This is a genomic window from Neobacillus sp. NRS-1170 (genome assembly GCF_050468025.1).
Map to the genome: position 1 here is coordinate 1 of NZ_JBITPF010000087.1, position 23237 is coordinate 23237.

Sequence of the window (23237 nt, forward strand, 5' to 3'; positions counted from 1 at the left end):
GGAGACCCCGCAGGCGCCAAAGCGCCGAGGAGGCTCCCCGGAAGTGCCTGGAGCGCAAATCAACAACTTAGTTTTACAGAAGGGGTTTAATTTATGATTATCAATATTCTTGCAGGAGGTCCTGAAGACCTTCTACCTGATATGAACGAGTATGACGGGAAAACCACTATATGGGTCGGAGTCGATCGTGGTGTTTTTCACTTATTAAAGAGGAATATAAGCCCAGTCATTGCTTTTGGAGATTTTGACTCTGTATCTCCAGAGGAATTAAGGTTTATTGAAAGCAGGGTGGAAGAATTAAAACGCTTTAAACCTGAAAAGGATGAAACGGATATGGAACTTGCGCTGAATTGGGCATTAGAACAGGATCCAGCGATAATCCGTATTTTTGGTGCTACGGGCGGACGACTTGATCATTTATTTGCAAATGTCCAGCTTTTGTTAAATCCCCTTAGAGAAAAAAAAGCAGCAGATATCTGTTTAATTGATCGAAATAACCAGGTTTTCCTAAAAGAACCAGGGACTTATACAATAAAAAAAAGGAAAGCTGAAAAATATATTTCTTTTGTTCCTCTAACGCTTGAAGTCAGCGGTATCACACTCGAGGGCTTCAAATTCCCTTTGAAAAATCAGCATATTTCTCTCGGCTCTACACTATGTATTAGTAATGAACTTATTAGTGATTATGGTACTTTTTCATTTTCCGAAGGCATATTAATAGTGATAAGAAGCCATGATTAATAGGTCTTACAATTTGGTACTGTTTTCGTCCGTTTGAATAGTATGTAAGGGCGTACGAAAAAAGTTGAGATGAATAAGAAGCGGGAGATTGGTGAGGAGGGACAGTATGAAATTTTATACGATTAAACTGCCGAGATTTTTAGGCGGACTTGTCCGGGCGATGATTGGTGCATTTAAGAAAAACGAATAGAAAATGGTATGTTATGGCACCCGGTAAATTTGGGTGCTTTTTATTTTGTCCTGGGGAAATACTTAAAAAGAAAGAGCATCCGTTTAATGGATGCTCTGGCCTTTATAACTCTTATTAAACGCGTTCAACTTTACCTGATCTTAACGCTCTTGCAGAAACCCAAACACGCTTTGGCTTCCCATCAACAAGAATACGTACTTTTTGTAGGTTAGCACCCCATGTACGCTTATTAGCGTTCATAGCGTGAGAACGTGCGTTACCAGTTGTTGTTTTCTTTCCAGTTACTACACATTTACGTGGCATTATGATTTCCCTCCTTAACTACCAAAAGCTTTATACAGCAATATACTGATTTTCATCTGCTTGAGATACCTTAATAATTTAACATACAACGTTGGTGAATGCAATACTTGTATATAAACCTTTCAAGAAAAAAACCTTGACATGCAAGTATGACTTTCCATATTGGGCCGTCTATAGTAAAATGACTGTAGTCAAGGAGCAATTTTCCAAAGGGGGAACGATTCATGTCCATTGAATTAAAAACAAAGTACGGACAAATTGATATTTCAAATGAAGTAATCGCTACCATTGCCGGAGGAGCGGCAATCGAATGCTATGGAATCGTAGGTATGGCCTCTAAAAATCAAATTAAAGATGGAATTACAGAAATCTTACGTAAAGAAAACTTTACCCGCGGCGTTATTGTTCGCCAGGAAAATGAGGCATTACATATTGATATGTACATTATTGTCAGCTATGGAACGAAAATTTCCGAAATTGCCCACAACGTGCAATCAAAGGTTAAATACACCCTCGATAAGACAGTTGGACTTGCCGTTGACTCGGTCAATATTTACGTTCAAGGAGTTCGTGTGACGAATTCGTAGTGAGGAGGAAGTTTTGTGTCAATAACAGCATTAGATGGAAAACGTTTTGCCGAAATGGTGATTCAGGGTGCCAACCATTTGTCTGCAAATGCCAAAATGGTCGATGCCTTAAACGTTTTTCCAGTGCCCGACGGTGATACCGGAACGAACATGAATTTATCAATGACCTCCGGGGCAAAAGAAGTAAAAAACAATGTTCAAGAACATATAGGTAAGGTTGGCGCTGCTCTTTCCAAAGGCTTGCTAATGGGAGCACGCGGAAATTCAGGTGTTATTCTCTCCCAGCTATTCCGTGGTTTTTCAAAAGCCGTAGAAAGTAAAGCTTCCATCTCCGGGAAAGATTTTGCAACTGCACTTGAGGCAGGTGTAGAAACTGCCTATAAAGCAGTTATGAAGCCGGTAGAAGGGACCATCTTAACGGTTGCTAAGGATTCAGCCAAAAAGGGAGTTCAGGCTTCACAAACATCGAATGATATTATCGTGATTATGGAAGAGGTTTTAAAAGAAGCAAAAGCTTCTCTAAAACGTACTCCAGATTTACTTCCTGTCTTAAAGGAAGTCGGTGTGGTTGACAGCGGCGGACAAGGTCTTGTATTCGTTTATGAAGGATTTCTAGCTGAATTAAAGGGTGAAAAACTCCCAGATTCACCAAGTGCCATGCCAACCATGGATGAAATGGTCAGTGCAGAGCACCATAAAAGCGTTCAAAGCCATATCAATACAGTGGATATTGAATTTGGGTATTGTACGGAATTTATGGTTAGGTTTGAAACTGCTAAGACAGCTAAATATCCATTTAATGAAGGCGAATTCCGTAATGATTTAAGCAAGTATGGAGATTCATTATTAGTTATTGCTGACGAAGATGTTGTCAAAGTGCATATTCACTCTGAACAGCCTGGTGAGGTTTTAACATATGGACAGCGGTACGGCAATTTAATCAATATGAAGATTGAAAACATGCGCCAGCAGCATTCCAATATTGTTGGCGAAACACATACTCCTTTAGTGGCAGATCGTGTGCAAGAACAGAAAGAATATGGAATTGTAACGGTTTCTATGGGATCTGGAATTGCCGATTTGTTTAAAAGCATTGGAGCGCATGCTGTGATTGAAGGCGGACAGACTATGAATCCAAGTACGGAGGATATTGTTAAGGCTGTCAAACAAGTAAATGCCAAAAAGGTATTTATTTTACCGAATAACAAGAATATTATTATGGCGGCCGAGCAAGCTCGTGATGTATCCGAAGAAGAGATTTACGTGATACCTTCTAAAACGGTACCGCAAGGACTTTCTGCTCTTCTAGCGTTCAATCCTTCTGCTGATGCAGGGGCAAATGAAGCAACTATGAAGGAAGCGCTTCAGCATGTCAGGACAGGTCAAATTACCTATGCTGTACGCGATACCCAAATTGATGGCTTAGAAATTGAGAAAGATGATTTCATGGGTATTACCGAAGGGAAAATTGTTGTAAAAAACAAGGACAAAGGAAAAGCGGCTGAAAATCTGCTTTCTAAGATGTTAGATGAAGACTCCGAAATCTTAACTGTTATTTATGGTGAAGACGTCTCGGAAGATGAAGTAAATACCTTAACACAATTTGTAGAAGAAAATTATGGTGATATTGAAATAGAAATCCATAATGGCCAACAACCATTATATTCTTTTATCTTTTCAATTGAATAATGAACAGATAAAATAGAAGAAGGGGTTACCCCTTCTTTTTTTGTGCATATGAAACAAGAAAATATGTTTTGAATATAATTTATTAGAGAAAATTACGCTAAGGGAGAGAATTCTTATGAAATATAGAAGCGTATTCGATATTATTGGGCCAGTCATGATTGGTCCTTCTAGTTCCCATACTGCCGGAGCAGCGAGAATCGGCAGGGTAGCCAGAAGCCTTTTTGGCAGAGAGCCAAAATGGGCCAATATATCTTTATATGGCTCGTTTGCGAAAACGTATAAAGGCCATGGTACAGATGTTGCCATCGTTGGAGGTTTATTGGATTTTGAAACGGATGATGTAAGGATTATCAATGCCATTGATATAGCCGAAGAAAAAGGCATTAAACTCCGGTTTATTGAAGAAGATGCGGTTACCGATCACCCAAACACCGCGAGAATCATTATCGGCGATCATAATGGCGAGCTTGAATTAGTGGGTATTTCTATTGGCGGCGGCAAAATTGAAGTGACAGAACTAAACGGTTTTGAACTTAAACTTTCCGGAAATCATCCAGCCATTTTAGTTGTTCATAATGATCGCTTTGGCGCAATTGCAAGCGTAGCCAACATTTTGGCAAAATACGAAATCAATATTGGCCACATGGAAGTTTCCCGTAAAGAACAAGGAAAACTTGCGCTTATGACTATCGAAGTTGACCAAAATATTAATGATAATATTCTTATCGAACTTGAGGGCCTTCCTAATATATTAAAAGTTACTAAAATTGTCGACTAGAGGGGGAAAAGATGTGTTTCGCAATGTCGCTGAATTAGTAGAAATGGCTAACATTCAAAATAAAAAAATCTCAGAAATCATGATCGAGCAGGAAGTTACCGTTACTGGCCGGTCAAGAGAAGAAGTGCTTGCCCTGATGGATAGAAATCTTACCGTCATGGAAGAGGCTGTAGAAAGAGGGTTAAAAGGAGTAACCTCTCATTCTGGGTTAACGGGCGGAGATGCTGTACTACTGCAGAAATATATTGAAAAAGGCAACTTTTTAACGGGGGAAACAATACTTGATGCCGTTAGTAAAGCGGTTGCAACGAATGAAGTTAATGCCGCGATGGGAACCATTTGTGCCACGCCTACAGCTGGCTCAGCAGGGGTGGTTCCAGGCACATTGTTCGCTGTCAAGAAAAAGCTGAATCCAACAAGAGAGCAAATGATTTCATTTCTGTTTACATCCGGTGCCTTCGGCTTCGTGGTCGCCAATAATGCATCGATATCCGGTGCTGCTGGAGGCTGTCAAGCGGAAGTTGGTTCAGCGGCAGGGATGGCAGCAGCAGCAATTGTTGAAATGGCCGGCGGGACTCCACAGCAATGTGCAGAGGCAATGGCCATTACGTTAAAAAACATGCTGGGCTTAGTATGTGACCCGGTAGCCGGTCTTGTTGAGGTTCCATGTGTGAAGCGAAATGCGATGGGGGCAGCCAATGCTATGGTTGCAGCAGATATGGCGCTGGCAGGAATTACAAGTCGTATCCCGTGTGATGAAGTAATTGACGCCATGTTCAAAATTGGCCAATCGATGCCATCGGCACTAAGAGAAACAGCTCAGGGAGGGTTGGCGGCTACACCTACAGGTCGAGCTCTAGAAGCAAAAATCTTTGGTATTCCGCTAGTTAACAATGAATCCAAATCTTAACCAATCAATTACAGTCTTAAAGGGAATTGGTGAAGAAACGGCTGAAATTTTTTCGGAAATGAAAATCTTTTCTATTAATGACTTATTGGAATATTTTCCATATCGTTATGAAGATTATTCGCTAAAAGAACTGACAGAAGTACATCATGATGAGAAAGTCACAGTGGAAGGGAAGGTTCATAGCGAGCCTTCTCTTAACTATTATGGCAGGAAAAAGTCAAAGCTGACGATTCGGCTCTTCGTGGGTTCCTATCTCATTAAGGTAGTTTTTTTTAACCAGCCCTATTTAAAAAATAAAATTGTCATGAATGAAACGATTACGGTAACGGGAAAATGGGATGCTCACAGGCAAACCATTACAGCAAATGAAATGCAGGCGGGGCCAAATGCCAAACACAATGATTTTGAACCTGTTTATTCATTAAGAGGAAAATTAACAACTAAAGGGATTCGAAAATTTATTAGCCTAGCATTTCAACAATACGGAGGCATGGTGGAGGAAACACTGCCAGTTTCTTTTATCCAAAAATATCGGCTTTTAACGAGAAGGGATGCGATAAAAGCTATGCATTTTCCTTCTAATCCGGAAGAAGTCAAACAAGCCAGGCGCCGTTTTGTTTATGAGGAATTTCTCTTGTTTCAATTAAAAATGCAAGCGTTAAGAAAGTTTGAACGAGAGCATTCACCAGGTATTGTTCAAGACTATAATTTAAAAAAATTGAAGGAATTTATCAATCAGCTCCCTTTTCCGCTGACGAATGCCCAAAAACGAGTGGTAAATGATATCATCAAGGACCTTAAATCTCCTTATCGGATGAACCGTTTACTGCAAGGAGATGTTGGCTCAGGGAAAACGGTCGTTGCAGCCATAGGTCTTTATGCAAGTGTGACAGCGGGTTTCCAAGGGGCGTTAATGGTTCCAACTGAAATCTTGGCGGAGCAGCATGCCGAATCTTTAAAAACTCTGCTTGAGCCCTTTGAAGTTAGGTGCGAGCTTTTGACAAGCTCGGTAAAAGGTAAGCGAAGAAAAGAGATTCTTCAGGAATTAGCGGAAGGAAAAATCGATATTTTAATTGGTACACATGCCTTAATTCAGGACGAAGTAACCTTTCAAAGATTGGGCTTTGTGATAACCGATGAGCAGCATCGTTTCGGTGTTGAGCAGCGCCGTATATTAAGGGAAAAAGGCGAGAATCCCGACGTCTTATTTATGACAGCTACGCCAATTCCCCGAACATTGGCGATCACGGTATTTGGAGAAATGGATGTCAGCATAATCGACGAGATGCCAGCGGGCAGAAAAACAATTGAAACATACTGGGCAAAACCTGAGATGCTGGAACGAGTTCTTGGGTTTGTAGAAAAAGAATTAGTTAGTGGGCACCAGGCTTATGTGATTTGCCCGCTAATTGAAGAGTCGGAAAAGCTTGATGTACAAAATGCGATTGATGTGCATACCACTTTAAGCCACTATTTTCAAAATCGTTATAAAGTGGGTCTTATGCATGGTCGATTGGGTTCGGATGAAAAGGATTCAGTCATGAAAGCGTTCAGTGCCAATGAAGTCCAAATCCTAGTATCGACAACGGTTGTGGAAGTGGGAGTTAATGTACCGAATGCAACCATGATGGTTATTTATGATGCGGAAAGATTTGGCCTTTCACAGCTTCACCAGTTGCGCGGCCGTGTCGGCAGGGGAAGCGATCAATCCTATTGTATCCTGCTTGCAAGTCCTAAATCTGAAGTAGGCCAAGAGAGAATGCGGATCATGACAGAGACGAACGATGGATTTGTTCTAAGTGAGAAGGATTTAGAACTTAGAGGACCAGGAGATTTTTTTGGGAGAAAACAAAGCGGAGTGCCGGAATTCAAGGTGGCAGATATGGTTCATGATTACCGCGCACTTGAAACAGCAAGAAATGATGCGGCGATGCTGATTCAGTCGAAAAACTTTTGGACTTCTGATGATTACGCATACTTACGAAAACATCTTGAATTGTCAGGAGTTTTAGAAGGAGAAAAGTTAGATTAATAAATATTTTCATTTGAAAAATGCAATGTTAATGACAAAAGGCAGATAGCAAGGAAGAAAACTTATCCTTGCAATCTGCTTTTTTAAATTTTATACTACTCTTAGTACCTAGTCATAAGATTTCGGACGGTGTGGAAAATCATGCGAAGAACCAAAAAAGAGCGCCAACAATTGTTAATCTCAACCATTAATGATAATCCTTTTATTACAGACGAGGAACTGGCTGAAAAATTTCAGGTAAGTGTGCAAACAATTCGTCTGGACAGGTTGGAATTATCCATTCCGGAACTTCGTGAACGGATTAAGACAGTAGCTGAGAAAAGATTTGACGATGAAGTCCGCTCCTTGCCTATCGAAGAAGTCATTGGTGAAATTATCGATATTGAATTAGACCAAAGCGCGATTTCCATTTTTGATGTGAAAGAAGAACATGTTTTTCAGCGGAATAAAATTGCTCGAGGACATCATGTTTTTGCTCAGGCAAATTCATTAGCAGTAGCTGTAATAAATGATGAACTAGCCCTGACTGCAAAAGCTAACATTCAATTTAAGCGTTCGGTAAAATTGAATGAACGGGTGATTGCTAAAGCAAGAGTTACGAAAATCGATGAGGATGCTCTCAGAACATTTGTCGAGGTAACAAGTTTTGTGAATAATGAACTGGTATTTACCGGAGACTTTGAAATGTACCGTTCGAATAATCTTTAAAGGATTGAGACAAATGAAACTTTCAATTGATGCTATGGGCGGCGATCACGCTCCAAAAGAAATCGTTTTAGGGGCGATGAAAGCTGTCAGCACATACTCTGATATACATATAACCCTTGTTGGGGACGAAAATAAAATTAAAGAATCTTTAACACCCCATGACAGAATTTCCATTCTACATACAACCGAAGTTATTCTCGGAACTGATGAACCCGTTAGGGCGGTTCGACGCAAAAAAAATGCCTCCATGGTCCTTGCTGCCCAGCTAGTGACTGATGGTGAGGCTGACGCCTGTATCTCAGCAGGAAATACCGGTGCACTTATGGCTGCAGGTTTGTTCGTAGTTGGCAGAATTGAAGGAATTGATCGGCCAGCCTTAGCTCCAACGCTTCCAACTATCGGCGGCGAAGGATTCCTCCTGCTTGATGTTGGTGCAAATGCCGATGCTAAACCGGAACATTTATTGCACAATGCCATCATGGGTTCGATTTATAGTGAAAAGGTAAGGGGCATTTCAAACCCTAGGGTAGGGCTTTTGAATATTGGAACGGAAGAAAAAAAGGGGAATGAATTGACAAGGAATTCATTTGACCTTTTAAAAAATACAAATTTAAATTTTGTCGGCAATGTGGAGGCAAGAGATTTGCTTGATGGTGTTGCCGATGTCGTGGTGACCGACGGTTTTACTGGGAATATGGTGTTAAAAACCATTGAAGGTACAGCCCTATCGATGTTTAAAATGTTAAAAACAGCCTTAATGAGCAGTTTTACTAGTAAATTAGCTGCTGCTGTTTTAAAGCCAAACTTAATGACATTGAAAAATAAACTGGACTATTCGGAGTATGGGGGAGCGGCCCTATTTGGTTTAAAAGCTCCAGTTATTAAAGCACATGGTTCATCTAATGCCCAGTCCATATTCAGCGCCATTCGGCAAACAAGGGAAATGGTTGAAAAAGATGTCATCGCACAAATTCAAAAGATAGTAGAAGAAGCGAATACTTCCAAAATTGAACTCTAGTAAGGAGTGTTAAGATGAGTAAAATTGCATTTGTTTTTCCGGGACAGGGGTCACAAGTCGTTGGAATGGGACAAAAGCTTGCAAATGAGCACCCAGAAGTGATGGATTATTTTAAAAAAGCAGATGAAAGATTACAAAGCAGCCTAAGCAGCCTTATTTTTGAAGGCCCACAAGAGGAGCTGACGAAAACAACAAATGCTCAGCCTGCTTTACTAACAACGAGTATTGCACTGTTAAATTTCTTTCAAAAATCAGGAATTCAGGCAGATTTTGTTGCAGGTCACAGCTTAGGAGAATATACTGCCCTTGTTGCTGCGGGCGCCTTAACTTTTGAGGAAGGTGTTTATGCTGTCCGTAAACGAGGAGAGTATATGGAAAAGGCAGTTCCAAATGGTGAAGGAACAATGGCTGCTGTACTGGGGTTAGACCGAGATAAACTTGCTGAAGTGACAAAAGCAGTGGATGAATCAGGTTTTCCTGTTTCCCTTGCAAATCTTAACTGCCCAGGGCAAATCGTCATTTCCGGCTCGTCAAAAGGCGTAGAGCTTGCAGGTGAAAAAGCGAAAGAAGCTGGAGCAAAACGGGTCATTCCTCTAGAAGTAAGCGGTCCTTTCCATTCTTCGCTCATGAAGTCTGCTTCAAGCGAATTACGAGCTGTCTTGGATAGTCTTAATATGAAAAATGCGTTGATTCCAGTTGTGGCCAATGTTTCAGCAAACGTAATGAGCGACTCTGCTGAAATAAAGGAAAAATTAATTGAGCAGCTTTATTCTCCAGTATTATGGGAGGATTCAGTTGAAAAAATGATTGAGTTAGGTGTGGATACCTTTATAGAAATTGGACCAGGTAAAGTGCTGTCTGGCTTAATCAAAAAGATTAATCGCAGCGTTAAAACCTATTCTGTTTCTGATGAGGAAACCTGTCAGTCCGTTGTCGAAGCATTAAAGGAGGAAAAGCTATGAATTTAACAGGTAAAGCAGCCCTTGTAACTGGTGCATCAAGAGGAATTGGCAGGGAAATTGCGCTTGAACTAGCAAGGCAGGGAGCCAATGTCGCTGTTAATTTTGCTGGCAGTGAAGCAAAAGCAAATGAAGTAGTCGATGAGATTAAAGCACTAGGCAGAGATGCTTTTGCGATTAAATGCGATGTTTCTAATACAGAAGAAGTCGCTGAAATGGTGAAAGCAACAATTGATCAATTTGGCAAGCTTGATATTCTTGTTAATAATGCTGGAATTACAAAAGATAATTTATTAATGAGAATGAAAGAAGAAGAATGGGATGATGTCATTAATATCAACCTTAAAGGCGTCTTCTTAGTAACGAAAGCCGTAACTAGACAAATGATGAAACAAAGAGTGGGCCGGATTATCAATATTGCTTCCATTGTTGGTGTAAGCGGAAATCCAGGTCAGGCAAATTATGTAGCTGCCAAAGCTGGTGTAATCGGCTTAACAAAAACAACTGCAAAAGAGCTTGCGACACGAAATATTACGGTTAATGCTATTGCCCCAGGCTTTATTACCACCGATATGACAGACAAATTAACAGAAGAAGTAAAATCAGAAATGTTAAAACAGATTCCGTTAGCAAGATTAGGTGAGCCGAAAGATATCGCAAAAATCACGGCATTCCTTGCTTCTGATGATTCATCCTATATCACAGGACAGACATTCCACGTTGATGGCGGAATGGTAATGTAAACAGAAAAGCGGAAGCGCCTTGTCAAGGGGCGACAAGCATAAGACGAGCCGGCGGAAAGGTTGCTTTTTAACCTTTTCGACGGATTGGCTTATGACCTCGAGCCCCTAGGCGCTGGAGCTGGACATTTCTCAAAGTAAATGTGCATTTTTATTATTTCTTCATTTATTATTTGAAAGAAATACTCTATAATAGCTTGAGGGGAGGTGAGCAAGCATGGCAGAGGTATTAGAACGTGTAACAAAAATCATCGTTGACCGTTTAGGTGTTGATGAGTCTCAAGTTACCCTTGAAGCTTCATTTAAAGATGATCTTGGCGCTGATTCCCTTGACGTAGTTGAACTAGTAATGGAATTAGAGGATGAGTTCGATATGGAAATTTCTGACGATGATGCTGAAAAAATCAGCACTGTTGGTGATGCTGTTAATTACATAAATAGCACGAAGTAATCGTTGGAATTATTCACAAAGCTCCGTTTTCAAACGGGGCTTTATTCTGTAGAATAGAACTTGGCAGTTCCATCAGTGCTGCCAAGTTTCTTTGCGTTTTTATTGAAATTTTTTTAAACTCATTATTATAGTCATGTGTAAATTAGATGCAAGGTGGAGAACTTATGCGCAGAAATGGGAAAGAAAAAGAAATGAACAATCGCGCAAAAGAAAGTCAATTTAAAGAGTTTCAAGAGATAATTGAAATTCAATTTGAAAATGAAAAATTATTAAAGCAAGCTTTTACTCATTCATCCTATGTGAATGAGCATCGCAGAAAGCCCTTTGAAGATAATGAAAGGCTCGAATTTTTGGGAGATGCTGTTCTTGAACTGACAATATCACAATTCCTTTTTAAGAAATATTCCATGATGACAGAAGGAGAATTAACCAAACTAAGAGCGGCAATTGTTTGTGAGCCGTCACTCGTATCATTTGCGAATGAATTAGGATTTGGAAAATTAATTTTGCTTGGCAAGGGGGAAGAAATGACGGGTGGAAGAGAACGCCCGGCACTTCTCGCTGATGTTTTTGAAGCGTTCATTGGCGCACTTTATTTAGACCAAGGAATTGAAAAAGTCATTGATTTTCTAGAAAAAGTTGTTTTCCCAAAAATAAATGCTGGTGCTTTTTCTCATGTGATGGATTTTAAAAGTCAATTACAGGAACTCATTCAGAGAGATGCCTCAGGTGTAATTGAATATCGTGTTCTTCAAGAAAAAGGACCTGCACACAATAAAGAGTTTGTGTCAAAGGTTTCCTTAAATGGTGAAGAATTAGGGGTAGGGACGGGAAGGTCCAAGAAAGAGGCGGAACAACATGCCGCTCAAATGGCACTTGAAGTACTGAAAACGAAAACCACCTAGAAATGACGAAATGTTTTAGAGGAGTAATCCCGGGCATTTTAGGGAGGAAAAAGGAATGTTTTTAAAACGGTTGGACATTATTGGCTTTAAATCTTTTGCTGACCGCATTAGTGTGGATTTTGTCCCTGGGGTTACGGCCGTAGTAGGTCCTAATGGCAGCGGAAAAAGCAATATTACAGATGCAATCCGCTGGGTATTAGGGGAACAATCAGCAAAATCACTTCGTGGAAGTAAAATGGAAGATATTATATTTGCTGGAAGTGATACTAGAAAGGCTGTTAATTTTGCTGAAGTGACGCTGACCTTGGACAACCAAGATCAGGGATTAGCAGTTGATTATAATGAAGTAAGTGTTACAAGACGAGTCTCCCGTTCAGGAGATAGTGATTTTTACATTAATAAACAAGCGTGCCGTTTGAAAGATATAATTGATTTGTTTATGGATTCCGGGTTAGGACGGGAAGCCTTTTCCATTATAAGCCAAGGGAAAGTAGAAGAAATCTTAAATAGTAAAGCAGAGGACCGCCGAACCATTTTTGAAGAAGCAGCAGGTGTTTTAAAATACAAAAACCGAAAGAAAAAAGCCGAGGTTAAGCTTGCCGAAACACAAGACAATATTAACCGAGTTAATGATATTTTACATGAGCTCGAAAGCCAAGTAGAGCCATTAAAAATTCAAGCGTCGATGGCAAAGGATTTTTTAGAGAAAAAAGAGGAGCTTGAAAAGTTTGAAGTAGCTCTAACCGTTTATGAAATTGAAGACATGCATCAAAAATGGGGGAATCTTTCCAAACAGCTAGAAGAGCACCAACATGAGGAATTGAAGCTTTCTTCTGAATTGCAGATCAAAGAAGCAAAAATCGTTGAGACTAGAGACCAGATTACTGCCTTAGATGAATCGATTTCAGACTTGCAGAATGTCCTGCTTCATGCGAGTGAGGAGCTTGAAAAGCTCGAGGGACGAAAAGAAGTCCTAAAAGAGCGGAAAAAGAATGCTGCGCAAAATAAAGAGCAGTTAGAAATGAACATTCGTGAATTAACGGACCGAATCAGCCAGCTTCAAAAAAATAGGGACTCTATGGACGAATCGGTTAGGCTGCTTGGTGAACAGGTAAAAACCTTACAATCTCAGCTAAAAGAGAAACAAGAAAAGCTGCAATTATTTGCTGAAAATATTGATGAAAAAATCGAAAGCTTAAAAAGTGAATATATTGAGCTGCTAAATGACCAAGCTGGTGCAAAAAACGAATTAAAATACATTGACCAGCAGCTTGAGCAGCAAGATCGAAAAAATTTACGTCTTGATGCGGAAAATGAAAAGTATCTTCAAGAAAGAGAAATTGCCCAAAACAAAAAAAGGGAAATTCAAGCTTCATTAGATGAACTTCAAAAGAAGCTCGCTGAACAAGTTGTTTCCTTTCGTGAGCAGCAACGTAAGCAGGAGACGGTAAAAAACAATTATCAAAAACAGGAGAAAACCTTGTATCAAGCCTATCAGCTCCTGCAGCAGGCAAAGTCAAAAAAAGATATGCTTGAAGAAATGGAAGAGGATTTTTCCGGCTTTTTTCAAGGAGTAAAGGAAGTTCTCAAGGCCCGCGGAAAAAAACTCCATGGTATTGAAGGAGCCGTTGCCGAATTAATCTCTGTTCCAAAAGAATATGAAATTGCGATGGAAACCGCACTTGGTGGTGCCTTGCAGCATATCGTAGTTGATACTGAACAAAATGCCCGTGCTGCTATTCAATACTTAAAGCAGCATTCCTTTGGACGGGCAACCTTTTTACCACAAAGTGTTGTAAAGGGACGTCCCTTATCATCTGGTCAAATGGCTTCGATTCAAAATCATCCTTCTTTGGTGGGAACAGCCGTCAGCCTGGTTCAGTTTGACCAAAAGTATGCCGAGATTTTTCAAAATCTTTTAGGTAACGTGGTCATCACAAGGGATCTAAAGGGTGCCAATGAATTGGCGAAAATTCTCCAATATCGAGTTCGATTAGTTACCCTCGATGGGGATATCGTCAATCCCGGCGGTTCGATGACAGGTGGAGCCGTTAAACAAAAAACATCCTCGCTGTTAACAAGAAAAGGTGAGCTTGATGAATTAAAGGGTAAGCTTGTTATTATGGAAGAGAAAACAACGGATTTGGAGAAGCTGGTTAAATCATTAAAAGAAGAAGTCCAAACGGCGGAGTCAGATCTTGAGGCAATGCGTAAAAATGGTGAAGAACTTAGACTATCGGAACAGTCTGTAAAGGGTGACTTACGAGAAGCCGAGTTTGAAGAAAAGAATATCAATGACCGATTAGCCATTTACGATCTTGAAAAGGGGCAGTTTTCTACAGAACAATCCACATTGCTAACTAGAAAAACAGAGTTACAAACAGCAATGGAAAATTATAAGGTGTCAATTGTTGAACTTGACGGTAAAATCATAAGACTGACTGAGCAAAAGACCAATGATCTTACATCTAAGGAAGCCTTGATAACTGAAATAAATGAGTTAAAGGTTGAGTTTGCGGCTAAAAACGAGCAGTTCTTAAACACTAAGGAACGATTCGCTATTCTTGATGAAGATTTAGCGAAAAGCAGACAAAAGCATACGGTCTTCACTGAGGACCTCAACCTGTTAACATCAGAAATGACAAATAGCTCTTCGGGTGAAGAACAATTAGAGACTGCTGCAAAAAGAAAACAAGAGGACAAGGCCGCAACACTAAACCTAATTAGCACAAGAAGACAGGAAAGGGTCCAGCTTCAGGTTTCACTGGAAGATTTGGAGCTTGAAGCAAAGGAATTAAAGAGAATTCATAAAGGATTAATAACTGTACTAAAGGATGAAGAGGTAAAAATTAACCGATTGGACGTGGAGCTTGAAAACAGACTAGCCCATCTAAGAGAAGAATACCTATTATCCTTTGAAGGCGCTAAAGAACAATATCCCCTAACTGTTCCCGTTGAAGAAGCTCGCAAAAAGGTCAAGCTGATTAAACTGGCCATCGAAGAGCTTGGTAATATCAACATTGGAGCCATTGAAGAATACGAGCGTGTTTCCGAACGGTATGAATTTTTAAATGAACAAAAGACAGATCTTCAAGAAGCCAAGGATACACTTTTCCAAGTGATTGAAGAGATGGATACGGAAATGAAAAAACGCTTTGAGCAAACCTTCCAAGGAATTCGTGAACATTTCGAGCCCGTTTTCAGGGCACTATTCGGAGGAGGAAGAGCGGATCTTGTTTTAACGGCGCCGGAAGATTTATTAAATACGGGAGTGGAAATCGTTGCTCAGCCTCCAGGTAAAAAACTTCAGAATCTAGGGCTGCTATCGGGGGGAGAACGAGCATTAACGGCCATTGCCTTGCTTTTTTCGATTTTGAAAGTACGTCCTGTTCCTTTCTGTATTCTTGATGAAGTGGAAGCGGCACTTGATGAAGCAAACGTCCACCGTTTTAGTCAGTATTTAAAGAGATATAGCTCAGAGACTCAATTCATTGTTATTACACACCGTAAAGGGACAATGGAGGAAGCAGACGTCTTATACGGAGTCACCATGCAGGAATCGGGTGTATCAAAACTTGTATCTGTCCGTTTAGACGATACAAAAGAGCTTGTTAAATCTTAATTTAAGACTGTGTAAATGTCAGTAGTTTATTTTTGAAACCTTGTTGATTGGAGCGGAAGGCGCGAGACTCCTGCGGGAGGACGGGACAGGTGAGACCCCGCAGGCGCTTTAGCGCCGAGGAGGCTCACCGAACCGCCCGCGGAAAGCGAAGCGCCTGGAGCGGAAATCAACAAACACGTTTAACAAAGCTAAAATCAAAGGGAAGTGAAAGAATGAGCTTTTTTAAAAAATTAAAAGAAAAGATTACAAAATCAACTGATTCAGTGACAGAGAAGTTTAAGGAAGGTCTTACGAAAACTAGGGACAGTTTTTCCGGAAAAGTAAACGATCTTGTTGCACGGTACCGAAAAGTCGATGAAGACTTCTTTGAAGAATTAGAAGAAATACTAATTCAGGCCGATGTTGGTTTTGACACCGTTATGCAGTTAATTGATGAGCTGAAGATGGAAGTGAAACGCCGGAACATCCAAGACCCGCAAGAGGTTCAAAGTGTTATTTCTGAAAAGCTTGTCGATATTTATAATGCCGGAGAAGGACAATCTTCAAAATTAAACATCCAGGAGGATGGGTTAACCGTTATCCTCTTTGTCGGTGTTAATGGTGTCGGAAAAACAACAACAATAGGAAAACTAGGACATAAGTTTAAGAGTGAAGGTAAGAAGGTTTTGATGGCGGCAGGCGATACCTTCCGTGCTGGTGCCATTGAACAGCTTGAAGTGTGGGGGGACAGAGTCGGGGTCGAGGTCATTAAGCAGGCCGAGGGATCTGATCCTGCTGCCGTAATGTATGATGCGATTCAAGCAGCAAAATCCCGCAAAGCTGATATTTTATTGTGTGATACAGCAGGTCGTTTGCAAAATAAAGTGAACCTGATGAAAGAGCTGGAAAAGGTAAAGCGTGTCATTGAAAGAGAAATTCCCGGAGCACCTCACGAAGTCATCCTTGTCCTGGATGCGACAACAGGACAGAATGCGCTGATTCAGGCTAAGAATTTTAAAGAAGTAACTAACGTGAGTGGGATTGTTCTTTCAAAATTAGATGGGACTGCAAAGGGAGGCATCGTTCTCGCGATTCGCAACGAATTAAAGATTCCTGTTAAATTTGTTGGTTTAGGAGAAAAAATGGATGACCTGCAGGAATTCGATGCCGAGAAGTATGTGTATGGATTATTTGCGGATCAAGTAGAAAAGACCGAAGATTAGATGTAAAGGTATTATCTTGACAGATAATGTCTGACTGTGTAAACTTACTTTTGTAAAGGCATTTCACTTAACAAGGGGGCATTTAAGCATGATGCTTGAAAAGACAACACGAATGAACTATCTTTATGATTTTTACTATTCGTTGTTAACACCGAAGCAGCAAAGCTATATGTCTCTCTATTATTTAGATGATTACTCATTAGGTGAAATTGCTGAAGAGTATGATGTCAGCCGCCAAGCCGTATATGATAATATTAAGCGGACGGAAGCAATGCTTGAGGAATATGAGGAAAAGCTGTTATTATTTCATAAATTTCAAGAGCGTGCGAGGCTATTAAAGCAAGTAAAAGAGTTGCTTAAAGAGGAGACCCCTTCAAAACAGGCAATGCATGAGACAATTGCCGAGCTTGAAAAATTAGATTAGGAGGCGGCATGAATGGCATTTGAAGGATTGGCCGACCGACTGCAGAATACGATTCAAAAAATCCGTGGAAAAGGAAAGGTTAATGAAGCGGATGTAAAAGAAATGATGCGCGAAGTGCGTCTTGCACTACTCGAAGCAGACGTTAACTTTAAAGTTGTCAAAGATTTTGTGAAAAAAGTCAGCGAGCGTGCTGTCGGGCAAGAAGTCCTTAAAAGCTTAACACCCGGACAACAAATTATTAAAATTGTTAACGAGGAATTAACGGAGCTGATGGGTGGCGAGCAAAGCAAGATTGCGGCCTCAAACCGCCCGCCAACTGTCATCATGATGGTCGGTCTCCAGGGTGCTGGTAAAACCACTACCACTGGAAAGCTCTCGCTTTTGCTTCGCAAGAAGTATAATCGTAAACCGTTGCTCGTTGCCGCTGATATTTATCGTCCTGCCGCAATTAAACAGCTTCAAACGCTTGGCAAACAATTGGATATGCCTGTTTTTTCACTTGGCGATCAAGTCAGCCCGGTGGAAATCGCCCGGCAGGCAATTGCCAAAGCAAAGGAAGAACATCATGATTATGTCCTCATCGATACCGCTGGCCGGCTCCATGTCGATGAAGCGTTAATGAATGAGTTAAAGGACATTAAAGAACTAACAAAGCCTGATGAAATATTCCTTGTCGTCGATGCTATGACTGGTCAGGATGCCGTAAATGTTGCCCAAAGCTTTAATGAACAGCTTGGTTTAACGGGCGTTGTTCTGACGAAGCTGGATGGTGACACACGGGGTGGAGCAGCACTTTCCATACGTGCCGTTACCCAGACCCCAATTAAATTTGTTGGTCTTGGCGAGAAAATGGACGCTCTTGAGCCATTCCATCCAGAAAGAATGGCGTCCAGAATTTTAGGCATGGGCGATGTTTTGACGCTGATTGAAAAAGCTCAAGCCAATGTTGACGAGCAAAAGGCAAAAGAATTAGAACAAAAAATGCGGACAGCTTCGTTTACGCTGGAGGATTTTTTGGAACAGCTTGGTCAAGTTCGTAACTTAGGTCCGCTTGATGAGTTGTTAAAAATGATGCCTGGCGCAAACAAAATCAAAGGCTTGAATAATATTCAAATTGATGAAAAGCAAATTGCTCATGTAGAAGCGATTATCAGATCGATGACTAAGGAAGAAAAAAATAATCCTGAAATCCTGAATTCCAAACGGAAAAACCGAATTGCGAAGGGTAGTGGCCGTACTGTCACTGAAGTAAACCGTTTGCTGAAGCAGTTTGAAGACATGAAAAAGATGATGAAACAAATGTCAGGCATGCAAATGAAATCAAAGAAAAAAGGCGGATTTAAATTCCCATTTAAACCGTTTTAAGTTGTTAAGTTTTGGTAATACTACCTGTAAAGAAAAAACACTTTACAAATGATATATTAATTGATAATATACTATCTTGTGTGAAACAATTTCGGAGGTGCTTATTTAAAATGGCAGTTAAAATTCGTTTAAAGCGTATGGGAGCAAAGAAAACTCCTTTCTATCGTATCGTAGTAGCAGATTCTCGTTCACCACGTGATGGACGTTTCATCGAAACAGTTGGAACTTACAATCCAGTTGCAGAGCCAGCTATTGTTGAAATCAACGAAGAATTAGCTCTTAAGTGGTTACAAGACGGTGCAAAACCATCTGATACAGTTCGTAACCTTTTCTCAAACCAAGGCATCATGGAAAAATTCCATAATGCAAAATTAAGCAAGTAATCGTAGGCAACTATGAAAGAATTGATCGAAACGATTGTTAAGCCTCTAGTTGATTTTCCTGAAGACGTCCGCGTTGACGTCTCAGAGGACAACAACCGCGTTACTTATCAGCTCTCTGTTAACAAAACAGATATGGGAAAAGTAATCGGCAAGCAGGGGCGTGTTGCAAAGGCCATTAGAACTGTTGTTTATGCAGCAGGATCATCACAACAAAAGAAAATTTTTCTCGAAATTGGTGAATAGCTTTTTGCATCTAGATGAAAGGGGGGAATCAACATTCCTCCCTTTTTTGCTATAAGAAAAGAAAGGAGCCATCTTTATGCAAATTATCCAAACAGTTGTGGTAAAGCAAATTCTAACGGAAAAAAGCAAAGAAAAATTATTTGAACAATACAATCACCAAAAGCTTCAGCTCCAAAAAGAGTGCAGCCAGCTTCATTTTGAGCTAAAGCGATTGGAGAAAACCAAAACTTTTTCACCTGGAGAATTAAAAAGTCATTTTAAAAAAGAAATCAATAAACGATTAGAAAAAGAAAAGCTCCTAGAGTTTCAAATTGAACAATTACATATGCTACCTTTAGGCAGTGAATTAAAGGAAAAGGAAGTTCAAGCCCTAATTGAAATAAAAGTGGGCGATTCCTGGAATCAACCACTTGGACAACCTGTTGTTATTATTAAAGATGGGATCATTGAGGAAATAAGAGAAGGTGAATAATCGTATGGAAAAATGGTTTAATGTCGGAAAAATTGTTAATACACAAGGCATAAAAGGGGAAGTGCGTGTCATTTCAAAAACGGATTTCCCTGAAAAGCGTTATAAGGCAGGAAATGTATTGTATTTGTTTATGCCAAATTCAAAAACACCGATCGAGTTAACGGTAAAAAGCCATCGAACCCATAAAAACTTTGAATTACTGACATTTGAAGGTTTTCATAATATTAATGAAGTGGAAAAGTTTAAAGAAGGAATTCTCAAGGTGCCTGAATCACAATTGGATACCTTGGAAGATGATGAATTTTATTATCATGAAATTATTGGCTGCCTCGTGGCCACTACAAAAGGGGAAGAACTTGGAAAAGTAACTGAAATATTATCACCAGGTGCCAATGATGTTTGGGTGGTAAAGGGAAAGGGTAAAAAGGAAATCCTAATCCCTTATATCCACGATGTGGTGAAGAAAGTGGATGTAAAAGAAAAGGTCATCTTAATTGAGCCGATGGAAGGGCTGCTTTCATGATGCAGATTGACATCCTTACCCTTTTCCCCGAAATGTTTTCCGGGGTACTTAACCAGTCTATTTTACAAAAAGCGGCAGAGAAAAAGGCCGTCCAATATAATGTTGTCAATTTTCGTGAATTTGCTGATAACAAGCATTCCTCTGTTGATGATTACCCATACGGAGGAGGAGCTGGAATGGTTTTAATGCCACAGCCCATCTTTGATGGGGTAACTGCCCTAAAGGAAAAAGCCAATAGTAAGAATCCTAGGGTAATCCTCCTCTGTCCTCAAGGCCAGCGCTACGATCAGCGAAAAGCCGAGGAATTAGCTCAAGAAGAACATTTGATATTTATTTGCGGTCATTACGAAGGGTATGACGAACGAATCCGGCAGCATGTGGTTACGGATGAAATCTCGATTGGAGATTATGTCTTGACCGGTGGTGAGCTCGGAGCCATGGTCGTTGTTGACAGTGTCGTTCGTCTTTTGCCGGAGGTATTAGGAAATCAGGAATCACATATGAAAGATTCCTTCAGCACAGGTCTCTTAGAACATCCGCATTATACTAGACCCGCTGATTTCCGCGGTCATAAGGTGCCTGAAGTATTACTGTCAGGCAATCATAAGTTAATTGATGAATGGCGAAATAAAGAAGCACTAAGAAGAACGCTAGCGAGGCGTCCTGATTTACTAGACAAAATCGAACTTACTTCTGAGCAGGAAAAATGGTTAGAAGAAGTAAAAAAAGAATACAAGTAGTATTGCGATAGTCACCCAATTATGGTATGATACTTCTTGTGACTTGAGCTGAACTCATTCAGAATCCAGTCTTATAACGATGTTCCGCTGCAATGCAATTGTAAGTAGATGTGCATGAGCATCTGTTGGAAGGAGTTGAAAACGATGCATAAATTAATCGAAGAAATCACAAAAGAACAACTTCGTTCTGATCTTCCTGCGTTCCGTCCTGGTGACACTGTACGTGTACACGTTAAAGTTGTTGAGGGTACTCGCGAACGTATTCAGTTATTTGAAGGTGTAGTGATTAAGCGTCGTGGTGGTGGAATTAGCGAAACTTTTACAGTACGTAAAGTTTCTTACGGAGTAGGCGTTGAGCGTACTTTCCCAGTACACACACCAAAAATTGCGAAGCTTGAAGTAATTCGCCGCGGTAAAGTCCGCCGTGCTAAGCTTTACTACCTGCGTAACCTTCGCGGTAAAAAAGCAAGAATTAAAGAGATTCGATAACATGAAAAGAAAAGAGCTTGCTCATGAGCAGCTCTTTTTTTATACAGATTTTAATAAAGTATAATCAAATTATTAAAGTTTGATTAAAAAAATTTTCCCATCGTGTTAAAAAGGTTGAAGTTATGTAAAATAGGCTTTATACGATATTTTGTTACTAAGATTGGTGGGGACATAAATGGTAAAAAAGAAAAATGAACTCTGGGAATGGACAAAAGCGCTCTTAATAGCTGTTATATTAGCTGCATTAATTCGCTACTTTCTATTTGCTCCAATTGTCGTGGATGGTTTATCGATGATGCCGACATTAAAGGATCAGGATCGGATGATCGTGAGTAAGTTCAGCTATGATATTGGAAAACCAAAGAGATTCGATATTATCGTTTTTCATGCACCAGAGCATAAGGATTACATAAAACGTGTTATTGGTCTTCCAGGGGATACCATTGAATATAAAGATGATGTTTTATATGTTAATGGAAAAGCGTATAAAGAACCCTATTTGGATGAATATAAGAAACAAGTAAATGATGGTCCATTAACAAGCTCGTTTAAATTAGAAGAAACAGCGGTGGGACGTAAAACAGTTCCTCCAGGGGAATTATTCGTCATGGGAGATAATCGCCGTTTCAGCAAAGATTCTAGACATATTGGAACGATTCCAATGAGTAAAGTAATTGGCAAGACAAGCATTGTATACTGGCCATTAAACGATGCCCATATAGTATCAGTGAAATAGTACTATTATTTAGCTCCAGCGCCTAGCACCTCTATGGTCTTCAGCCAATCCGGCATGAAGGTTAAAAAGCAACCTTCATGCCGGATTGTCTTATGCTTGTCGGGGCTGATCAAGGCGCTTCCGCTTTTAAAGGAGGTGACTTGCTTTGACGATCCAATGGTTTCCTGGCCATATGGCCAAGGCTCGCAGAGAGGTCACGGAAAAATTAAAGTTAGTTGATATCATTTTTGAGTTGGTAGATGCGAGAATCCCGTTTTCGTCTCGAAATCCAATGATTGATCAAATTATTCAGCATAAGCCACGATTAGTTTTATTAAATAAAGCGGATATGGCCGATAAAGAGGCAACAAAGGAATGGATTGCCTTTTTCGCTGATAAGGGAATTAAAGCACTCGCCATCAATTCTCATGCCGGTGAGGGAATGAGAGACATTGCCCAGGCATCGCAAGAAATCCTGAAAGAAAAATTTGATCGCTTACGGGCAAAAGGAGTTAAGCCAAGAGCGATCCGTGCGATGATAGTTGGTATTCCTAATGCCGGAAAATCAACACTAATTAATCGTCTCGTGAAAAAGAACATCGCAAAAACAGGAAACACCCCAGGTGTGACAAAGTCACAGCAGTGGATTAAGGTTGGAAAAGAAATGGAACTGCTGGATACGCCGGGAATCTTATGGCCCAAGTTTGAGGATCAAGAAGTTGGAATGAAACTGGCGATAACAGGTGCGATTAAAGATGTACTTTTAAACCTGCAGGATCTTACTGTTTATTCGTTACGATTTTTAGAACGTGCTTACCCAGAACGGCTGCAGGAGCGGTATAAACTAACTGAACTTCCAGAAGACGTAGTAGCCCTATTTGACCATATTGGTAAGCTCAGAGGCTGTTTAATGGGCGGCGGCATGGTCGATTATGATAAAGTGGCAGAACTGGTCATCAGGGAAATTCGCTCTGAGAAATTCGGGCCAATTACATTTGAAAGACCAAAGGACTTTCAGCCATCTGAACAAGATGATAAAAATGATTGA

The 23237-nt window shown here is 40.3% G+C and carries 26 protein-coding genes; 25 read left to right on the plus strand and 1 reads right to left on the minus strand.

The genetic code is table 11. The features are described 5' to 3' along the window. The first annotated feature begins 93 nt into the window (after positions 1-93). Positions 94-741: a thiamine diphosphokinase gene (locus ACIFOT_RS28945; protein WP_430071423.1), complete on the plus strand. Its 648-nt coding sequence runs from the start codon at positions 94-96 to the stop codon at positions 739-741. Between the two features lie 106 nt (positions 742-847). Next, positions 848-931 (plus strand): stage V sporulation protein SpoVM, encoded by an 84-nt coding sequence (spoVM, locus tag ACIFOT_RS28950; RefSeq protein ID WP_007087787.1) that lies wholly within the window; start codon positions 848-850, stop codon positions 929-931. A gap of 114 nt (positions 932-1045) precedes the next feature. Here spoVM and rpmB read toward each other — a convergent pair whose 3' ends face one another. Continuing rightward, entirely contained in the window at positions 1046-1234 is a 189-nt protein-coding gene (rpmB, locus tag ACIFOT_RS28955; protein WP_007087786.1) for a 50S ribosomal protein L28, read from the minus strand. A 224-nt stretch (positions 1235-1458) separates the two neighbouring features. On the opposite strand from rpmB, the gene ACIFOT_RS28960 reads away from it, so the two are divergent. The 23 genes from ACIFOT_RS28960 to ylqF all read left to right on the plus strand — a co-directional run bounded on the left by ACIFOT_RS28960 (position 1459) and on the right by ylqF (position 23237). Further along, the gene (locus ACIFOT_RS28960) at positions 1459-1821 is read left to right on the plus strand and encodes an Asp23/Gls24 family envelope stress response protein (RefSeq protein WP_223588566.1); all 363 of its coding nucleotides are present in this window, start codon (positions 1459-1461) and stop codon (positions 1819-1821) included. A gap of 15 nt (positions 1822-1836) precedes the next feature. Continuing rightward, positions 1837-3510: a DAK2 domain-containing protein gene (locus ACIFOT_RS28965; protein ID WP_430071426.1), complete on the plus strand. Its 1674-nt coding sequence runs from the start codon at positions 1837-1839 to the stop codon at positions 3508-3510. 115 nt (positions 3511-3625) lie between these two features. Next, the gene (gene sdaAB, locus ACIFOT_RS28970; protein ID WP_430071429.1) at positions 3626-4288 is read left to right on the plus strand and encodes an L-serine ammonia-lyase, iron-sulfur-dependent subunit beta; all 663 of its coding nucleotides are present in this window, start codon (positions 3626-3628) and stop codon (positions 4286-4288) included. Between the two features lie 13 nt (positions 4289-4301). After that, positions 4302-5198 carry an L-serine ammonia-lyase, iron-sulfur-dependent, subunit alpha gene (gene sdaAA, locus ACIFOT_RS28975; RefSeq protein WP_430071431.1) on the plus strand — a complete coding sequence of 299 codons (897 nt, stop codon included), beginning with the start codon at positions 4302-4304 and terminating at the stop codon, positions 5196-5198. After that, a complete protein-coding gene (recG, locus tag ACIFOT_RS28980) occupies positions 5182-7230 on the plus strand; it encodes an ATP-dependent DNA helicase RecG (protein ID WP_430071434.1) in 2049 nt (682 codons plus the stop codon). The genes sdaAA and recG overlap by 17 nt, the downstream gene beginning before the upstream one ends. A gap of 141 nt (positions 7231-7371) precedes the next feature. Then, the gene (gene fapR, locus ACIFOT_RS28985) at positions 7372-7938 is read left to right on the plus strand and encodes a transcription factor FapR (RefSeq protein ID WP_430071437.1); all 567 of its coding nucleotides are present in this window, start codon (positions 7372-7374) and stop codon (positions 7936-7938) included. A 13-nt stretch (positions 7939-7951) separates the two neighbouring features. Continuing rightward, on the plus strand, positions 7952-8956 hold the full coding sequence (gene plsX / locus ACIFOT_RS28990; RefSeq protein ID WP_430071440.1) for a phosphate acyltransferase PlsX: 1005 nt from the start codon (positions 7952-7954) through the stop codon (positions 8954-8956). Between the two features lie 14 nt (positions 8957-8970). Beyond that, the gene (fabD, locus tag ACIFOT_RS28995; protein ID WP_430071442.1) at positions 8971-9918 is read left to right on the plus strand and encodes an ACP S-malonyltransferase; all 948 of its coding nucleotides are present in this window, start codon (positions 8971-8973) and stop codon (positions 9916-9918) included. Continuing rightward, complete coding sequence (gene fabG, locus ACIFOT_RS29000; RefSeq protein WP_430071445.1) at positions 9915-10658, plus strand: 3-oxoacyl-[acyl-carrier-protein] reductase; 744 nt, start codon at positions 9915-9917, stop codon at positions 10656-10658. Before fabD ends, fabG begins: the two co-directional genes overlap by 4 nt. 214 nt (positions 10659-10872) lie before the next feature. Next, positions 10873-11106, plus strand: coding sequence for an acyl carrier protein (locus ACIFOT_RS29005; RefSeq protein ID WP_223588553.1), 234 nt, complete (start codon positions 10873-10875; stop codon positions 11104-11106). Between the two features lie 164 nt (positions 11107-11270). Beyond that, positions 11271-12011, plus strand: coding sequence for a ribonuclease III (gene rnc, locus ACIFOT_RS29010; protein ID WP_430071448.1), 741 nt, complete (start codon positions 11271-11273; stop codon positions 12009-12011). Between the two features lie 55 nt (positions 12012-12066). Further along, positions 12067-15633 carry a chromosome segregation protein SMC gene (gene smc, locus ACIFOT_RS29015; RefSeq protein ID WP_430071450.1) on the plus strand — a complete coding sequence of 1189 codons (3567 nt, stop codon included), beginning with the start codon at positions 12067-12069 and terminating at the stop codon, positions 15631-15633. A 212-nt stretch (positions 15634-15845) separates the two neighbouring features. Next, the gene (gene ftsY, locus ACIFOT_RS29020) at positions 15846-16835 is read left to right on the plus strand and encodes a signal recognition particle-docking protein FtsY (RefSeq protein WP_430071509.1); all 990 of its coding nucleotides are present in this window, start codon (positions 15846-15848) and stop codon (positions 16833-16835) included. 91 nt (positions 16836-16926) lie between these two features. Then, positions 16927-17259 (plus strand): putative DNA-binding protein, encoded by a 333-nt coding sequence (locus tag ACIFOT_RS29025; RefSeq protein WP_430071511.1) that lies wholly within the window; start codon positions 16927-16929, stop codon positions 17257-17259. Between the two features lie 12 nt (positions 17260-17271). Continuing rightward, positions 17272-18624, plus strand: a complete 1353-nt coding sequence (ffh, locus tag ACIFOT_RS29030; protein WP_430071453.1) for a signal recognition particle protein — start codon at positions 17272-17274, stop codon at positions 18622-18624. 110 nt (positions 18625-18734) lie between these two features. Further along, entirely contained in the window at positions 18735-19007 is a 273-nt protein-coding gene (gene rpsP / locus ACIFOT_RS29035) for a 30S ribosomal protein S16 (protein WP_223588544.1), read from the plus strand. 12 nt (positions 19008-19019) lie between these two features. After that, positions 19020-19250, plus strand: coding sequence for a KH domain-containing protein (locus ACIFOT_RS29040; protein WP_223588542.1), 231 nt, complete (start codon positions 19020-19022; stop codon positions 19248-19250). Between the two features lie 76 nt (positions 19251-19326). Continuing rightward, complete coding sequence (locus ACIFOT_RS29045) at positions 19327-19722, plus strand: YlqD family protein (RefSeq protein WP_430071457.1); 396 nt, start codon at positions 19327-19329, stop codon at positions 19720-19722. 4 nt (positions 19723-19726) lie between these two features. Then, entirely contained in the window at positions 19727-20245 is a 519-nt protein-coding gene (gene rimM, locus ACIFOT_RS29050) for a ribosome maturation factor RimM (protein WP_430071460.1), read from the plus strand. After that, positions 20242-20985: a tRNA (guanosine(37)-N1)-methyltransferase TrmD gene (trmD, locus tag ACIFOT_RS29055; protein ID WP_430071463.1), complete on the plus strand. Its 744-nt coding sequence runs from the start codon at positions 20242-20244 to the stop codon at positions 20983-20985. The genes rimM and trmD overlap by 4 nt, the downstream gene beginning before the upstream one ends. Before the next feature lie 144 nt (positions 20986-21129). Beyond that, positions 21130-21474: a 50S ribosomal protein L19 gene (gene rplS / locus ACIFOT_RS29060; RefSeq protein ID WP_223588716.1), complete on the plus strand. Its 345-nt coding sequence runs from the start codon at positions 21130-21132 to the stop codon at positions 21472-21474. A 175-nt stretch (positions 21475-21649) separates the two neighbouring features. Next, positions 21650-22210 (plus strand): signal peptidase I, encoded by a 561-nt coding sequence (gene lepB, locus ACIFOT_RS29065; RefSeq protein WP_430071466.1) that lies wholly within the window; start codon positions 21650-21652, stop codon positions 22208-22210. A gap of 145 nt (positions 22211-22355) precedes the next feature. Beyond that, complete coding sequence (gene ylqF, locus ACIFOT_RS29070; protein WP_430071468.1) at positions 22356-23237, plus strand: ribosome biogenesis GTPase YlqF; 882 nt, start codon at positions 22356-22358, stop codon at positions 23235-23237.

What these genes read in the sequence shown, in the direction of transcription:
- ACIFOT_RS28945 (WP_430071423.1), top strand. Translation starts at nt 94, where the DNA reads ATGATTATCAATATTCTTGCAGGAGGTCCTGAAGACCTTCTACCTGAT.
- spoVM (WP_007087787.1), top strand. Translation starts at nt 848, where the DNA reads ATGAAATTTTATACGATTAAACTGCCGAGATTTTTAGGCGGACTTGTC.
- rpmB (WP_007087786.1), bottom strand. Translation starts at nt 1,234, where the DNA reads ATGCCACGTAAATGTGTAGTAACTGGAAAGAAAACAACAACTGGTAAC.
- ACIFOT_RS28960 (WP_223588566.1), top strand. Translation starts at nt 1,459, where the DNA reads ATGTCCATTGAATTAAAAACAAAGTACGGACAAATTGATATTTCAAAT.
- sdaAB (WP_430071429.1), top strand. Translation starts at nt 3,626, where the DNA reads ATGAAATATAGAAGCGTATTCGATATTATTGGGCCAGTCATGATTGGT.
- recG (WP_430071434.1), top strand. Translation starts at nt 5,182, where the DNA reads ATGAATCCAAATCTTAACCAATCAATTACAGTCTTAAAGGGAATTGGT.
- fapR (WP_430071437.1), top strand. Translation starts at nt 7,372, where the DNA reads ATGCGAAGAACCAAAAAAGAGCGCCAACAATTGTTAATCTCAACCATT.
- plsX (WP_430071440.1), top strand. Translation starts at nt 7,952, where the DNA reads ATGAAACTTTCAATTGATGCTATGGGCGGCGATCACGCTCCAAAAGAA.
- fabD (WP_430071442.1), top strand. Translation starts at nt 8,971, where the DNA reads ATGAGTAAAATTGCATTTGTTTTTCCGGGACAGGGGTCACAAGTCGTT.
- fabG (WP_430071445.1), top strand. Translation starts at nt 9,915, where the DNA reads ATGAATTTAACAGGTAAAGCAGCCCTTGTAACTGGTGCATCAAGAGGA.
- ACIFOT_RS29005 (WP_223588553.1), top strand. Translation starts at nt 10,873, where the DNA reads ATGGCAGAGGTATTAGAACGTGTAACAAAAATCATCGTTGACCGTTTA.
- rnc (WP_430071448.1), top strand. Translation starts at nt 11,271, where the DNA reads ATGCGCAGAAATGGGAAAGAAAAAGAAATGAACAATCGCGCAAAAGAA.
- smc (WP_430071450.1), top strand. Translation starts at nt 12,067, where the DNA reads ATGTTTTTAAAACGGTTGGACATTATTGGCTTTAAATCTTTTGCTGAC.
- ftsY (WP_430071509.1), top strand. Translation starts at nt 15,846, where the DNA reads ATGAGCTTTTTTAAAAAATTAAAAGAAAAGATTACAAAATCAACTGAT.
- ACIFOT_RS29025 (WP_430071511.1), top strand. Translation starts at nt 16,927, where the DNA reads ATGCTTGAAAAGACAACACGAATGAACTATCTTTATGATTTTTACTAT.
- ffh (WP_430071453.1), top strand. Translation starts at nt 17,272, where the DNA reads ATGGCATTTGAAGGATTGGCCGACCGACTGCAGAATACGATTCAAAAA.
- rpsP (WP_223588544.1), top strand. Translation starts at nt 18,735, where the DNA reads ATGGCAGTTAAAATTCGTTTAAAGCGTATGGGAGCAAAGAAAACTCCT.
- ACIFOT_RS29040 (WP_223588542.1), top strand. Translation starts at nt 19,020, where the DNA reads ATGAAAGAATTGATCGAAACGATTGTTAAGCCTCTAGTTGATTTTCCT.
- ACIFOT_RS29045 (WP_430071457.1), top strand. Translation starts at nt 19,327, where the DNA reads ATGCAAATTATCCAAACAGTTGTGGTAAAGCAAATTCTAACGGAAAAA.
- rimM (WP_430071460.1), top strand. Translation starts at nt 19,727, where the DNA reads ATGGAAAAATGGTTTAATGTCGGAAAAATTGTTAATACACAAGGCATA.
- trmD (WP_430071463.1), top strand. Translation starts at nt 20,242, where the DNA reads ATGATGCAGATTGACATCCTTACCCTTTTCCCCGAAATGTTTTCCGGG.
- rplS (WP_223588716.1), top strand. Translation starts at nt 21,130, where the DNA reads ATGCATAAATTAATCGAAGAAATCACAAAAGAACAACTTCGTTCTGAT.
- lepB (WP_430071466.1), top strand. Translation starts at nt 21,650, where the DNA reads ATGGTAAAAAAGAAAAATGAACTCTGGGAATGGACAAAAGCGCTCTTA.